Origin of the sequence: Coleofasciculus sp. LEGE 07092, from assembly GCF_015207375.1 — a bacterium.
In the GTDB taxonomy this organism is placed as follows: Bacteria; Cyanobacteriota; Cyanobacteriia; order Cyanobacteriales; family Coleofasciculaceae; genus LEGE-07092.
Genome location: NZ_JADEWY010000066.1, coordinates 1 through 14,838 on the forward strand (window position 1 = coordinate 1; position 14,838 = coordinate 14,838).

Sequence of the window (14,838 nt, forward strand, 5' to 3'; positions counted from 1 at the left end):
CCTCTCCCCCAACCCCTCTCCTTGCAGGAGAGGGGTTGGGGGAGAGGTTAACTGAACAGTATTGGGTTCTACCCAAACCACAGGACAATTGAGCTGTTCGATACGAGATTGGACGACGGCTTTGGCTTCGGGGGGAAGGGGAGCAATAATTGCAGGGCAGTTGGGTTTGAGGATACCGGCTTTTTCGGTAGCGATTTGGGCTAGGGTGGAACCCAGGACTTGCCAGTGTTCGCGGCTGATGGAGGTGATAATAGTTGCGAGGGGGCGATCGCAAACGTTGGTAGCATCGAGTCGTCCTCCTAATCCCACTTCTATTACGGCAATATCTACTTGTTGCTGGGCAAAGTATAACCAAGCGGCGGCGGTGATCACTTCAAACTGGGTAGGAGAATCCTCGCAGTTGTCGGGAATGGCGGCTTGAATTTGCAGGAGGAGTTGGGTTAGGGCTTCGGGGGGAATGGGTTTTTGGTTGATACAGATGCGTTCTGTCCAATCGATGAGATGGGGAGAGGTGTAGCGTCCAACCTGATAGCCTGCTTCGGTGAGAATTGAGGAGAGGTAGGCGCAGACGGAACCTTTGCCGTTGGTGCCGGCGACGTGAATGATGGGAATGTGGTGGTGGGGGTTGCCTAAGTCGGACAGGAGTCGTTGAATGCGGTTGAGTCCGAGATGGACGCCGAAGCGTTGGTAGGGTTTGAGGAGAGAGTCGATAGTCATGGTAGATAATTTCACATCTTTTACCATTTGCAGGGCAGGCGGGACGCCCATCCCACAATCCACACTATAGAGATTTTTCTTGTGGGGTAGGCATCTTGCCTGCCCGGAGTTCAAACTCCTGTCTTCTAACTCCTATCTCCTCTAATAACAATACTTCTTATTGCTATTGGGTTTAGGATGTTCTTGACCTGTTCGCATAGCTCCTATCAGAGTAGAGATATAAATACAGCGTTTGGTTTTACTATCGTTGTTGCTAATTAGGGTAATTTGACCCAGTTGTCCGTTGGTGTTGCCTTTATCGTTAAACTGGACGCGCCAAGGACCTGTTAGGGTTTTTCTGCCTGGACTGTCTAGTGTGGTTTCGTATGCGCCCTTCTTGTTTTTCTCTTTATCAATGCGGATAGTTTGACCGAGGTTCTGCCATTGAACGCCTGATGGAATAAAGTTTATTGAATCAGCGGGATGAACAGACCACTGCACTACACCATTAACCTCTTGAAAGCTGGCTTGCCAGGTTATTTTATCGCGCATGGCGTTGCTTTTGGCTTCTTGCATGGCTCGGTAAACTTGGTTTTGAGCTGTATTGAGGCGTTGATGGTTGATAAAGGCAAGTCCTTGGGGTGCTGCGATCGCACTTAAAATACTTACTATTGCTACTACTATTATTTGTTCGAGTAGTGTGTATCCTGCGGTTGAGTGGGGGGCAGTTTTGCGAATGGGTTGACTATTTCGGAGCATCGGAATTTACTCAGATGAGATTAATTCCGATTAAATTGGATTTTTTGAGTGGAAAATAGGGTAGAATCTGGGAAAAATAAAAACCCTAACGTCTAAAAATCAGGGTTTTTGCGGTTATCGGTAATGTGTCGGAGTTGTTATAGCGGTTCTCACTTACATGAGGTACAGTCCCATTCCCTACTCCCTACTCCCTACTCCCTGCCTTCATTAGGATGTACCTCACCCGATCGAGAAACGCTAGTGGCTCTAATCAGTTTGTCTTTGAGCGCCACTCAATTGCAAAATTATTACAATGGACAACCTTGTGCTTGTGAGTCGGATGTAGGATCATATTTATCTTGACCGAGTTGCATTGAGCCAATCAGGGTTTTGACCATGACGCAGCGGGCAGTAGCTGGAATGGGTTGTGTAGCATTATCGGATTGGGGGATGCCAACGGTAACCGATAACATCCTATCATTTGTGTCACCAAGCTCTGGTTTTGGATCACCCGCTAGACTTCCTTGAAAATTAAACCTAATTGAGCGAGGATCAGTAAAATTACAAGTCGTTGAACCTGCAACTTTATTCGCCGTAGTGTCGATATTAGAACAAAGAATAACTTGTCCAGGTTGGATGTCTAGAGTTTGACTTAGGGGTTGCCAAGGTATATTGGCGGGTAAAGTGCCATCCAGATAGACAGCACTTTTTAAGGATTTATCGCCGTCGGTTTTGAAGCTAACCGTGTAGTCGCGTTTCGTCCGTTTTGCTTCTCGCTGGGCTTCTTGAATGGCACTGTATACCGCATCGTTAACCTTAGCCACCCGTTGGCGGTTCACAAATGCCAGCCAACCAGGAGCGGCGATCGCACTGAGAACTGCTATGATCAGGACTACGACAATGAGTTCTATCAGTGTGAATCCGGCATCCCCTTTAGGGGAGGATTGTTTTGACAGACGTTGATTGACTTTGGCTGCTGTATAGTTATGAAATCTTCGTCTAATTTTTAATAAAGCTGGATTACCCATAGTATTCTCCCCTAGAGTAGCTCTGTCATTGCCACAGATGAGTCTGGTGAATCGATTATTCAACTCCCAAGAAACCGCGACCTTTCACCCTGATCGTTGCGCTGGGAAAGAAGGTAGAATTCTCATTGTATTGAGCATTATCAGGATTGCTCAATCGCATTTGGGCGTTGCCTCTCATGTAGATAAAGGCTTCATTGGTACTGGAATTCACGCAGGCATAGAAGCTATTTATCGGACTAGAATTAGTGAGCATTCTTTCTTTGGTGCGCTTAGGGTCTTCGGGAGGACTCTTCTCAGATCCCAGCAGAGTCTTGCGGCAATCGACTGGAGTCGGTGTGTCCTGAGTGCTTTGATCTATATAATCAACAAGTGGCATAACAGGAGTTTCAGTAAAATTATAGGCACCTGATCTCTCCCATGCATTCATCCTTGCTTCAATGGGACTAACATCTAGGTCACTAACTTGGGCTTTTAAGTTAAAGATTTGGAAGCCTGGATCGGCTTGACCTTGTACTGTGTCAGTATCAAGTAAATAGTTAGTCTTGATATTTGGGAAAGTTCCTGTTGTCGGCACTGTTGGATTTTTAATGCCATCTCGTATTTGAAACCGGGCGATGCGAGCTGCCTGAGACCAGGTAGGATTGTCATCTTGAATCAGGTAATAGGCAACCAGGGAGTAGGGAAACACATCATTACAATCGTTGCTAGCGTCACCGGAGTTACAGAGTTGGCTTTGATTGAAATGGAGAGCATCCTTAACCTTCTCCCGTTTCCAGAATACGAGTACAGGAACTCCGCCATCCACTGAGGGAAGTTGATCGGCAATATTTTGATCTCGAAGTCCGTATCCATCGTAGATATAGAATGCCTGCTCTAAATCTGCCGCAATGTAGTCTAGAGCAGTTTGAATTTCTTGTTCTGAGTTAGCCTTAGCTTGCTCTTGACGGTCTGTTGATAGAATATTGATGGCAAACCCAAGCAGAGGTCCAATGACTAGTGCTGCCATGATTATTGCCACCAGAAGTTCTATCAGAGTAAAACCGCCTGCTTTTGGGTTCACCCTAGAAGGTTTAAGTTTTCTTTTTAACAGTAATCTTAGTAGACTATTCATTGAGCCTCTTCCTCTTTGCTAATAGCGTTTTAGCAACCGTTGACGCCAGCTTTGGTGCATAAGTCGCTATACTCCGTTTTGTCATTGACCACAATCTGTGTAGTGGTTTCCACGAGGGGTAATTTTAATTTGTCTCCTCCCACGACAACACCAAAGCTAGATTGTTTCTGTCCCTCAGGCTTGGGGAATTGTTCACCATCGAAGGCGTATGCCCGATACACTCGTACCCCTAAACGATAGCTGCGGTAGCCTCGTTGTACGTCAACAGAGGTGGTGCCATCAGCAGAAATTGCGGCGAAGGTTTGAACAACTAGGTCTTGAGGACTTTGGGAGGTACATTTACCATCACTATCGAGATCGATGCAGTATAAGTTTGCCGGTGTAGTGCAGTAAGCGTTGTCTTGGGAACAAGTGAAACTTCCCGACGGTGGGGACACAGCTACGAGTCCATCTGTGGATACGTTAATGTTGTCTTTTACCATCACCGTGGGAGCCTCAATTGCCCCAGAGTTGACCGCATCAACGTAAGATCGAGCTGCTCGTGTTGCTTGTTCTACCCGCCTTGCCTGAACCCGCGTTGCGACAGCTAAGGTGATGACGGGTGCGAGTCCAATCATTAAGATCGATACCACAATAATCGCGATTAACGACTCTATGATCGTGAAGCCGGACTCCTTCGATTGGGTGGCAGGTTGCGTAGTTTTGGCTTTCATCATGACTCATCTGTTGTCTTTTCACAGTAGTCGGTTGGGCGTTGAACAGCATTAACGGCAAGTTGTCCTTGGGCAAAGTTGGCATTCCAGGTTCTGGCACATAACAAGCTTTGCACCCAGTCATCATCTCGACTGACTTCCCGGAAGAATTCATCAGGGGGACCTGAGGGAGGTGTAGTGAATTGAGCGGCGAATAGGTCAGGTAACTGACTCAACAGACCCACATCATAACCCCAGTCACGATTAGGTGCAGCGTAGTAACCAACTGTACCGCCTGTATTATCGGTTCGGGAGAGCAGAGGATAGCCCAAAAGACCATCGGTAGGATTTAGAGGCGGATTTAGAGAGGATTGGAAAGGCGCTGTGGCATAACGACTGCGATCAAATTCCAAGAGTGAGCCACTAATACTGGCATTTATATTCCTCCAGTTTTCCAGGAAGCGTGGGAAGTTGGGCAGACCCCCATCCGATTCACTAGGACGCATGGGTGTGTTCCCTGATGCTGCTAGCAAGTTAAAAGTACTTTCATTAGCGGAGGGTAGCCAATTTGTTATGTTGACGATATTGCCCTGAGGGGTGGTACCGTTCCATGAAGGACCTGTGGTTACATGAACTTGCAATACGGGAACTAGGAGGGGTTGGTCGGTTGTGCCGGGAGTTAGTGGGTTTTTGTAGTGTAATGGTTGAACTGTGTAACGACGATCTCCAGGTGGATCGGCGAACCTGTTAGTTGCGGCGAACCAGAGGGCGTTAGCCTGAGTGTCAGGAAAACCAGCAGTGACCCCATACGGAGTACCACCACTAGGATCGTAATGGTTATCAGGAGCGCTGGCACCGCGAAGGTTAATTGAGACATTTTTGTAAGCAGAGTAGCTAACCTGATTAGCCTTGATTCCGATCGCCACTGGAGTATTCCCATTGGTAGTGTCAAGGAATAGTTGATTTTCTGTCGGTGATCCGGCAATAGGATCGCGCAAGAAGGCTACACGGCGGGCATAACGTTGGTCTTCAGGATTTAAAGGAGGTCTGGCTGTCGTACCTGACAATAAAGCAGTCGCTGCAGTGCCAAGCGGAATTTGACTCGCTTTTAGAGAGGGGGTTGCCGCAGTCCCAACTACCCAGTCGTTAGGTGTACATTCTGAAACAGGTAACTTCCGGCAGATTTCCATCACATACTCTGGAAAATCTTTCCGTCGTTGGACAGGTGTAACAAAGTTGTTGAAGTAGGAACTGTCTTCGTTAGTCGCGTTATTAGGAGTTCCAGAGTATGTGGCATCGGTGAAATTGCGACCTGTTCCGAATGCCAAGTTCTTGCTTGAAAGCCCGTTAGTTACAAAGTTATTGTCAAAGAAGCCATTCTTCTGACGCTTACTAGGAGTAGTCGGATTATAACTAGCCGCCCAACCCTGATTATTTCTCAGGTCATAGTCTCCTTCATTGCGGAAACCAAATTGGAAATTATTAGACAGTAGGGTAATGGCATCTGAGATGATGGTTGCAGGTCGCCACTGATCACCCGGACTACAGTTAGGTAGTCGGTCATCACCCGGGCGACAAGCAAAATTCTGGTTGGGTGTGGTGCGAGTGTAGAAGTTGTTCCAGTTGGGAGTTAGAGGTTGGGTAAACTCCTGTTGGGTGTGAATGTTGAACTCACCCTTCGTACCAGTAGCTGGCTGTTGAGCCAGGATATAGGTAGGCAGGTTAGTGGCTAAGATTAGTCCCTTCTCAACTTCCCTGAATGTTTGCTGATCCTCACGAGCTAAACTGCTACCCTTAATCAGCATAATGCCATTGGGACGGCGGGTGGGGTCGAGCCGATAATCCACAGCACTTTCACTGAGTTGTTTAGCTTTTTGCTGTTCTTTTTTGGTGTTGAGTGTTGGGTCAGGAGGAGCACTCAAATCTGGTAAAGCATCATCCCGTGTGGCATAAATGATGCCACTGTTAGGCAGCAGGTACTCTTTATTATCTGGGGGTTTAACCGGGGTGCTAGTAATACCAATGGTTTTCCCTTGTAGCAGATCTAAATCGATCTGAGTCGCTCGAATTTCTAAGGGCTGGCGTTCCGCAAGGCTTAGGTTGTAATATCCAGCCTGTTTAGCTTGCACAAACGGCTCTATTGCAGGACTAGCTTCTAGTTGAGGAGTAGCTGGATTAGCGTCATCCGCATCAAGGCGTTGCACTTGCCGTGCATCTAGAAAAGCTACTTCCTTAATCGCACCATAGGGGATGACTCCAGCAGTTGGTGTAATGGTGCGGTCCAAAATTTGTAAGGCGCAGATTGTCGAGTCAATAGCTGATTGATCTGAAAGCGTCCGCGCAGTTGGCACTTTTTGCAGTGCTCTTCGCAACGGTTCATTGACAAAACGCCCATTGGGGAAGACCAGATTCGCTTGATACCCCAGTTTCTGTTCCAGGGTTGTATAGGTTGGATTGATGCCAGGAGGAAACAAGCCCGTTGTGGCATTGGGGGTGAGTCTTCCTACCGTAGCTGAAGTTCGTCCTACCCCATAGCTGATGCCGTTATTGGACTTGCCAGTGCCAATAGCACCAGAGACATTACCATAAATGTCTCTACTGGGGGGTAAACCTACACTGTTTCTACTGCTGTCGTAGGTCGTGCTACCTTTGGTGATGCGGTAACTCGGGTCATAGTAGCTGCTGACACAGGCAATGGGTCTTTGCTGCTGATCAGTGCCTTCCGAAGGGTCTTGGTATTTATCTTGGGCGTAGTGATAAACGGCTGTAGCCCGCATCCGCAGGTCGCCCTTGGCGTACTGAGGGGTATTGGGGTCTATGGTAGGAGTCTGCGCTGCGGGTAAAGGATTCAGTAAGGCAATTGGGGGAGAACTGGGTGAGGAAGGAGGAGACCCAGGAATATAATTAGGATTAGAATTATCAAACACCGTGGGCTGAACAGTAGGTGCTAAACCCTGCACATTTGGTGACATGGGCATAGTGTCGGGCCAGACTATCGGGAATGTCTGTACACCAGGAGTATTGGGATCATCGTAAGTGGCAGAGGTTATACCAGTTGTCGGGTTCTGATATTGAGGCTGTGGGAGAAATGAATTTCTCCGCTCATAAACTCCAGCCCCCGTGACAATCCGCAGACCACCAACTCCCTCAAGAATGTTTTTAGGGGCTTTAGCCGCCGCTTTTTCCCAGAAGCCATCTCGACCTTTGTCACCAACATCATCTAGCGATCGCACACTGGTGAAGCGTTCACGAGTTTGGGGTTCACTGCTATCATCTTTATCCCAAACAGTGCCATCAATAGGTTGCCCTTCTTTGTCGGCAACAAAGGTGCCATTATTATTGTTGTAGTTATCCGCCTTGTACCAGGTTGCTGGGAGGTTGTTGCCAACCAAAGCGCGATCGCCAACAAAAAGTTCAGCACTTTGTTTTTCTAGGGTTTGGGGTTCCGTCGCTGGGGGCTGAACTTTTTGTCCATTAATATTGAGCGCTACATTGGCATAGCTCGTTGCTGTTTTGCCATCATTTGGCTCTACCGGATACATCCAGTTTTTCGGAGGTCGCAGGGAGTCTTTTTCTCCGATGGGTCGATTGGCTGCGGTAAACGTTGGGGATGTTCCAGCAGCGTTGTAGGGTACTTCTGCAAAGGGAACACGCCGGGTGCGGTCTTCAAACCACCCTCTTAAGGCTTCCAAGCGCACAGCTTCGGCTTGACTCGCTTGGCTAGCCTTCACTCGCGTTTGCACATCCTCTGGATCTTTCAGATTGGGAACCCCTGCACCTGTCCCAGGTTGGGTTGGCAGCGCATTAGTTGCCACCCAGCTATTGACTAAGAAGTTGATGCGGTCTGTGTAGGCTTTGCTGTTGTAGGCAACATTTTGCGGCGCTACGCCTTTGACAGATTGGTTGGCTGTGCTAATTTGACTGGTGGCAGGAGTTTCTTGCTCTTTGAACAAGTGAATCTCAACATTTCCTCCACTCGGAGCTGCTGCTAGAGCTACAGAATTGACTGTATTCCCACCCGCCAAGATTTTGCTATTTTCTTCATCATAGAAGCAGGACTTAGGGCTACTCACTTGGTAGAGGCGAATATTGGCGGCAGAGCCAATTGCTTTAGCCACAAACAAATTGCTGTTAGTCATCACCCGACCATTCAGGAAGAAGTCTCCCCCTGGAGAAATTTCTAGGTCATCTTCATACACCACAGCATTGTTAGACAGGGGGATGCGGGCGCGGTCTTGCTGATACTCTAACGCTGAAAGACCTTTACTCCCGGTGTAGTTTTCATACTGATTACCATTGAGTCCCAGCTCTTGGATATTCGTAATCGGTACAGTAACGGTATATACAAGGAAGCTCTTCTTCAGCTTGCTCCCTGACTTGTACCAGCCCGACTCACTCACCAACTTGGCACTCGTTGTCAGCGCTGCTTCACAAAAGCCACTGCCGATGCCATCATCTTGAGGGGGAACTCTGGCATCTAACGGCATCCTGGCGCGAGCAAATTCACCATTCGTTTCCCGACTAGGACTGCGGAAGAAAACGCCGTAGAGGGTGAAGCTATCAAACTTACCGTCGTTATCGGTATCAACGGGAAATCTCCAAGCTGTACTCAGGGTTTCCCAGTTTTCTAGAGTACCCGACCCAAGCGTAGATTCGTTGGTAATGCCCCCGCCATCAATGTCGTATGCTAATTTGAGGCGATTCTCGTCTTCAAAGGTGTACTTGTCATCATCATTATTAGCCAGAATGCCGTACAACGAGGCATCAGAAGGGGTGCCACGGGGTAGCCTCGCATCAGCGAACAAGGTATCTAGTTTGGCTTTGGCACGCTCAATCGCAGGAGTCGCCGAATTTAATAAGGCTTGGTCAATCCTAACGTTATTGGCATTCTTCGCCCGGTCAAACGACCGAAACACAATGGCGGTGGTAAGTAACATAACCACCAAAATCACCATTGTCACCGTCGGTAAAATAAACCCACTCTCTGAAAGACGCACACGACGCCCCATGACTATTAAGCTTCGTAACAGCCAGTTCATCACGGCTTTCGTGATGGATCTTGATAGCTTTAAAATCTGCCGATAGAGACTATAGGCGATTTTGGTTAGCTTCTTCGGGATTGACATGGCGACTTCCTTTGAAACTGAGAGTATCTGCGACGGTGAAACCGAAGTACAATACCTTAGCGGTATTAAATAGGCTGATGAGGACTCTGGGCAAGAAGTCCGTTGGCTTTCCGGATAAGCACGAGGCTATTTCGTATTTTGGGACAAGGGTTAAGCTGGAAAGTTCCCTCTCCAGGTAGATTTGTCCTGCCGAAGAAACTGACCCAAAACGATTAATCCTAGATTGACTAACTCGTTAACCCACTCTTCGCGATTAGCTTGCTAAACCTAGCCTACCCACTTTGCCCCAAAAACCTATCACCCCTGAACCCAATCTAAAACTATTAGGGTTCCGGATCGGGTATATCTGTATTTTGTTAAAGAAAATAGAATAATTCCATCCTACCTAGGTTGTCTCGCTCACAGGTTGGAACCTGAGAACGAGAAACGAACTGAGTAGGGATTATTGATCCTAGTGCAGTGCGACACAGCTTTTTCACCCGTCCCACTGGCAAGGAGAGGGAGACACGGGGACAAGAGATACAGAAAGCTGAGGGGAAATTGGCTGCCTGCCCAGTCTAGTAATGATTGAGATTAATCCCAGCTTCTTTCGCCATAGTTTGCAGCCCCTTCTTTTCGAGGGTTTTAATCGCCTTAGTCGAAAGTCTCAGCCTCACCCAACGATTTCCTTCAGCCCACCAAACTCGCTTCCATTGTAGATTGACTTGTTGGAGCTTCTTGGTACGACGATGGGAGTGAGAGATAGCATAGGCATTGTTTGCCTTCTTGTTCGTGAGTTGACACCTGCGTGACATAAAAACCTCCAGTTTTTTGTACATCCTCTATCATAGTTTATAATTTCACTTGTTAGTGATAAGGAGCGGCAACAATGACACCTGAATCGACATTCATCAAAAAAAGGAGAGAGTTCGTTGCTTATGGTCGAACCCTGCTAAAAAAAGCCAATAATCCAACTAATAAATTTGTGATTTTTTGCCAAGGCAGAACAGGCAGCACTTTATTATATAGCCTTCTCAATTCCCATCCAAAAATTCATTGCGATGATGAAATTTTAGAAAACCGAGTGCTTTTCCCTGTTCTCTACGTGGAAGGTCGATGTGCCAAGATCAAACAACCTGTTTATGGCTTTAGAGTAAAAATCTATCAGTTAATTAATAACCAAGGGAAAAATCCAGAAGCTTTTTTATTTAATTTACACAAAAATGGCTGGAAAATAATTTACTTGAAACGGAAAAATATTCTCCGACAAGCCGTTTCTAGAATGCTAGCCAATCGTAAAAACCAATGGCATTTAACATCTCAAGATAAAAAGAACAAAACCCCATCTAAAGCTTATATTGACTGTGATGAACTCATCAAACAAATACAGGATGGAGAAATGTACTTAGAAAAAGAAAAAGAAGTCTTAGATAATCTCAACCTCCCCTACATCACTATTCTTTATGAAGACGACTTGTTGAAAACCGAAAAACATCAGGAAACTCTGAATAGAATCTTTGACTATTTAGGTCTGTCTTCTATTCCCGTTAAAACACAACTAGTGAGAACAACCTCTGATCAACTCTCCGATTTTATTGAAAACTATGAAGAAGTGGTTAAGGCTGTTCGCCAAACTAACTATGCCGAATTTCTAGAATTTTAAAGTAATTTAGGATTTTTCTCAAGCACAAAAAAGTAGTGGTATGGATGATAAGGATCTTGGAATTCTCTCTTGATCAAAAGTCCTACATTTTTAATTGAGCTGACAATTCGTTTTTTGGGATATCCTTTTAGTCCCATCTCCCAGTAATGCTCGTCTGTCCAAGGTTGTGAACTCCAAAATTTAGGAAGTTGTATCAGAAAATGCCTAGGAGTTAAAGCAAAAGAAGTATGGAACTGGGATGAAAAAAATACTGTACTGCAGGGAATTGAAATTACAATAAACCGTTTAGTGGCATCAGCAAGTTTTATAAGATTTTTTTCAAAATACTCGTAAGGTATATGTTCAAGTACCTGGAAAAGTACAATCGCATCAAAGGTTTCCTTGGGAATGTCAAAATCTGCTTGAAGATCCAGTAGGATATCCGGTTTAAGCTCTGGATTAGCATCGGCAGTTGTAACCTTGTAGCCATTCCTAGTCAGCAAAACAGACATAAGAGAGTTGTATATACCGATTTCCAGGATAGTTTTGACTTCTTTTCCCAGAGATCTGATGATCCTGACTTGGTTGTAGTAACTGATCATCCGACGTTTTGATAGGTATTCGTCTGTCATTGTTACGATTTATTGAATTTCAAAACGGTTGAACTTGAAGATAACCCAGTAAAGCATCAATGTTAGTAAGTCTCTGAGACTGAGTGAGCAACATTTGAGCTTGCTGAGGTGGCAGTAGAACTATTATGATGATTTTTAATAACACTTTCAATAGAACTCTTGCCCGAAGCAACGAAGGATCGTTCTTAATCGCCAGCCCAAGAAATTTAGCGGCGGCTAGTCCTTGTTGTCGTTCTGGAGTTCGTTGCAGAGCCATGAAGGTGAGACATTTATAACGATTAGCAAGGCTGTATGATTTCAGGTGCTGTAGTGATTCAGGAGCCTGGGTAAAAGAACGCTCAATAACTTGTAAACTAGCTACTTCCTGTCTTAAAACATTAGCAGACATTGAATTAAGACATACTCGATACAGTATTTGAGGTAAGGGTACAGCTACAAATTGATAGCGAGCAGCCAACCTTAACCACATATCCCAATCCTGAGCAGCAGGTAGGGATTCATCAAAACCTCCAATGGTGCATAAAGCCTCTCTACGAATCAATGGATTAGAGCCACTTTCTACAAAATCAACTAATAACAGCTTGGCATAAACATCACCATTAACCGTAATATAACTGCCTCGGCGCAAAAACTGCCCTTTTTCATCAATGCTATTAGTCCAACTATAGGCAACAGCCGCGTCAGGATTTTTTTGCAGAGCCAATAATTGAGTTTCAAGCTTTTTGGGTGTCCAAAGGTCATCAGCATCTAGAAAAGAAACATATTCACCAGAAGCCTGATATAATCCTCTATTACGGCTAACATTTGCCCCCGCATTGGGATAAGAAAAAATCTTTATACGCGAATCTGTAATGTGATTAACAACGTCTAAGGTGGAATCTTGAGAGCCATCATTGATTACAAGTAATTCAAAATCTGCAAACGTTTGCCTTAAAACCGATTCAATCGATTGTTGAATAGTTTGTTCAGCGTTACAAGCTGGAATAACTACAGAAATTAAGGGCATATAATATAATTTTGATGATTTATATCTAATCTTCTGACGAATAGCTTCCTTTTCGTTGGCGCATTACTGCCTCAATTACTTCTTGAGGAGGATTCTGCTCTTTGAAGTAGTCATTCAGTCTAGATTCAACATAATCTTTAGGTAAAAAATTAACAACAATAAATCGAATTATTTTATTCAAATAACAAAGTAAATATTTCCAATTCGGAATCGAATCTAAATCCCGATTACTAGAATGTAAACTAACAATCAACCATATATTTTGATTAGCTTTTCTACTCGTTAATCCTTTAATTATTTCCAGTTTTTTAAATAGGTTAGGCTGTAAATACCACTGCATCCAATAGGGCATATAACGGATAAAATCAGCTATTGTATAATCTGTCTCTGCCTGAAGCAGACGAGAGACTATAACTTTAAAACCCGCTTTTTTTGCCCGCATGACATACTCGTAATCACTGCCATGGTGAGGCAATTTTTCTGCATCAGGAAAACCAATTTTATTAACAATTATTTTAGGAACAACAACAATATTGCCACACAAAACATCGGCTTCTAACTCATCAGATGAGAAGAAACAATTAACATGACTAATCGGCTTTCTAGCTTTTGATCCACTGTACACAATCCAATCCCTATGGGTTGTATCAAGAACTATTCCACCAACAATTGTTTCTTTATAACTTGTCGATTTGCAAATAGTACTCAAATTAGCAATAAAGTTTTCTGTTATATAAAGATCATCATTCAACCAAACAACATAATCTGCATCTAGGTTAGTGATTGCATACCTCATGCCTTTGACGATAGCTCCTGCCCACCATAAAGAACCATCTGCTTCAATCAGATGAACAGCAGAGAAGCTATTTTTAACTATCTCTTTTGTGCCATCAGTTGAATCATCATCGACTACAACTACAGAAAAATCTGAACTCTTTCCCAATCTGGAAGTTTGGTTGTAAATCTGAGTCAAAATATTCTGCGTGTATTTTTTGCGATTTCTAACAGGAATAACTATAACAATACCTGGCATATCTTATAAATAAATCACACAACTCAGTTAACTAGTTTTATAATCAACTATTTTTTGTTTCCTCTACTCTTTTGCAAAAAATAAAAAGGACTCATAAAGCTTCCCCAGAAAAATTCTCGTTCAAAGGCAGTAATCAAGTCAGTTTCAATTTTTTGGCGATACTTGAGAAAATGCACTATCAATCGGCGTGAGTTACCTAGCAACGTTCTAGCAAAAATAATAGGTTTCTGCCAACCTTTAGCATTAATCATCCGTAACTGACACGTTGCTAAACCCGTGCCACGAGCTAAATGTAGTAAATACTCTCGTTCTAATCGTTGGCACGGTATTTGATGAGCAATATGCATCTGAGGATTGTACCAAATCTCCCACCCTGCTTTGTACAGATGTAGCAGCACCTCATAGTCTTCTCCTGCTACTAATGACTTCCCCACCCGACCCGTCAGAATCGACCAATTCGGCACACTTTCACACCAAGCTTGTTTACGAATCACCAAGCCAGCACCCGGTGGCAGTCTTAAATTTTGTGGCTCGAATAAATGGGGTTTTGAACCATGCTCCCTAATTGCTAGAAACGCCTGAATTTTTTTAAATTCCTCTGGCGGTTCGACTTCAAATTCACCATGAATTTGACCGCTGAATGCACCCGCCTTGGGATAGTCTTGACCAAACTTATAAGCAGCGGATACCCAGTCAGATACTGGCACATTATCATCATCCAGGAAACCAATAAAATTTCCTCGTGCTTCCTGAACTGCTCGTCGTCTAGCAAAGGCTAATCCTTGTTCTGTTTCAAACGTGTACCTTAAAGGAAATGCTGACGACCAATTCAATTGATACTCTTTGACAACTTTAGCGGTTTCATCCGTACTATTATTATCAATAACAATAACTTCCCAGGAAATCTGTTCCGTACCCGTTTGCGATCGCAGTTTATCCAACACCTTTGGCAAACGAATTGCTCCATTATAAGTAGGAATCGCTACGGTGAAATCAATAGACATTTGCCCTATAAAATTATGAGCTTATTTTTCAAGACAATTAATAACTTTCGCCAGGAACACACTTTCCCTAAATCATAACTGACATTTACCTGTTCATAGCGATCAGTAGATGAAAGTTCGATTAAGATTTTTCTCAGCGATTCCTGAATTT

General features: G+C 44.5%; 12 protein-coding genes. 1 reads left to right on the forward strand and 11 read right to left on the reverse strand.

Annotated elements, in window-relative coordinates; all coding sequences use genetic code 11:
* From IQ257_RS16455 to rpmB, 7 genes are all read right to left on the reverse strand, one after another.
* On the reverse strand, positions 1–717 hold a 717-nt coding region (locus IQ257_RS16455), incomplete at its 3' end, for a bifunctional folylpolyglutamate synthase/dihydrofolate synthase (RefSeq protein WP_265586112.1).
* A 141-nt stretch (positions 718–858) separates the two neighbouring features.
* Positions 859–1,455, reverse strand: coding sequence for a pilus assembly FimT family protein (locus IQ257_RS16460; protein ID WP_193874386.1), 597 nt, complete (start codon positions 1,453–1,455; stop codon positions 859–861).
* Positions 1,456–1,742: 287 nt separating this feature from the next.
* On the reverse strand, positions 1,743–2,462 hold the full coding sequence (locus tag IQ257_RS16465; protein WP_193874388.1) for a pilus assembly FimT family protein: 720 nt from the start codon (positions 2,460–2,462) through the stop codon (positions 1,743–1,745).
* Positions 2,463–2,517: 55 nt separating this feature from the next.
* Complete coding sequence (hpsC, locus tag IQ257_RS16470; RefSeq protein WP_193874390.1) at positions 2,518–3,573, reverse strand: hormogonium polysaccharide secretion pseudopilin HpsC; 1,056 nt, start codon at positions 3,571–3,573, stop codon at positions 2,518–2,520.
* Positions 3,574–3,602: 29 nt separating this feature from the next.
* Positions 3,603–4,289: a hormogonium polysaccharide secretion pseudopilin HpsB gene (hpsB, locus tag IQ257_RS16475; RefSeq protein WP_193874392.1), complete on the reverse strand. Its 687-nt coding sequence runs from the start codon at positions 4,287–4,289 to the stop codon at positions 3,603–3,605.
* On the reverse strand, positions 4,286–9,391 hold the full coding sequence (gene hpsA / locus IQ257_RS16480; protein WP_193874394.1) for a hormogonium polysaccharide biosynthesis protein HpsA: 5,106 nt from the start codon (positions 9,389–9,391) through the stop codon (positions 4,286–4,288). Before hpsA ends, hpsB begins: the two co-directional genes overlap by 4 nt.
* A gap of 557 nt (positions 9,392–9,948) precedes the next feature.
* Positions 9,949–10,185 carry a 50S ribosomal protein L28 gene (gene rpmB, locus IQ257_RS16485; protein ID WP_193874397.1) on the reverse strand — a complete coding sequence of 79 codons (237 nt, stop codon included), beginning with the start codon at positions 10,183–10,185 and terminating at the stop codon, positions 9,949–9,951.
* Positions 10,186–10,259: 74 nt separating this feature from the next.
* On the opposite strand from rpmB, the gene IQ257_RS16490 reads away from it, so the two are divergent.
* Entirely contained in the window at positions 10,260–11,033 is a 774-nt protein-coding gene (locus IQ257_RS16490) for a Stf0 family sulfotransferase (protein ID WP_193874399.1), read from the forward strand.
* Here IQ257_RS16490 and IQ257_RS16495 read toward each other — a convergent pair.
* From IQ257_RS16495 to hpsE, 4 genes are read right to left on the reverse strand one after another with little or no spacing between them, the layout of a single operon-like run.
* A complete protein-coding gene (locus IQ257_RS16495) occupies positions 11,030–11,644 on the reverse strand; it encodes a class I SAM-dependent methyltransferase (RefSeq protein WP_193874401.1) in 615 nt (204 codons plus the stop codon). The two genes, IQ257_RS16490 and IQ257_RS16495, sit on opposite strands and share 4 nt — an antisense overlap.
* 19 nt (positions 11,645–11,663) lie before the next feature.
* Entirely contained in the window at positions 11,664–12,650 is a 987-nt protein-coding gene (locus tag IQ257_RS16500; protein WP_193874403.1) for a glycosyltransferase, read from the reverse strand.
* Positions 12,651–12,675: 25 nt separating this feature from the next.
* Entirely contained in the window at positions 12,676–13,683 is a 1,008-nt protein-coding gene (locus tag IQ257_RS16505) for a glycosyltransferase family 2 protein (RefSeq protein WP_193874405.1), read from the reverse strand.
* A gap of 47 nt (positions 13,684–13,730) precedes the next feature.
* Positions 13,731–14,687: a hormogonium polysaccharide biosynthesis glycosyltransferase HpsE gene (hpsE, locus tag IQ257_RS16510; RefSeq protein ID WP_193874407.1), complete on the reverse strand. Its 957-nt coding sequence runs from the start codon at positions 14,685–14,687 to the stop codon at positions 13,731–13,733.
* Between the last annotated feature and the right edge of the window lie 151 nt (positions 14,688–14,838).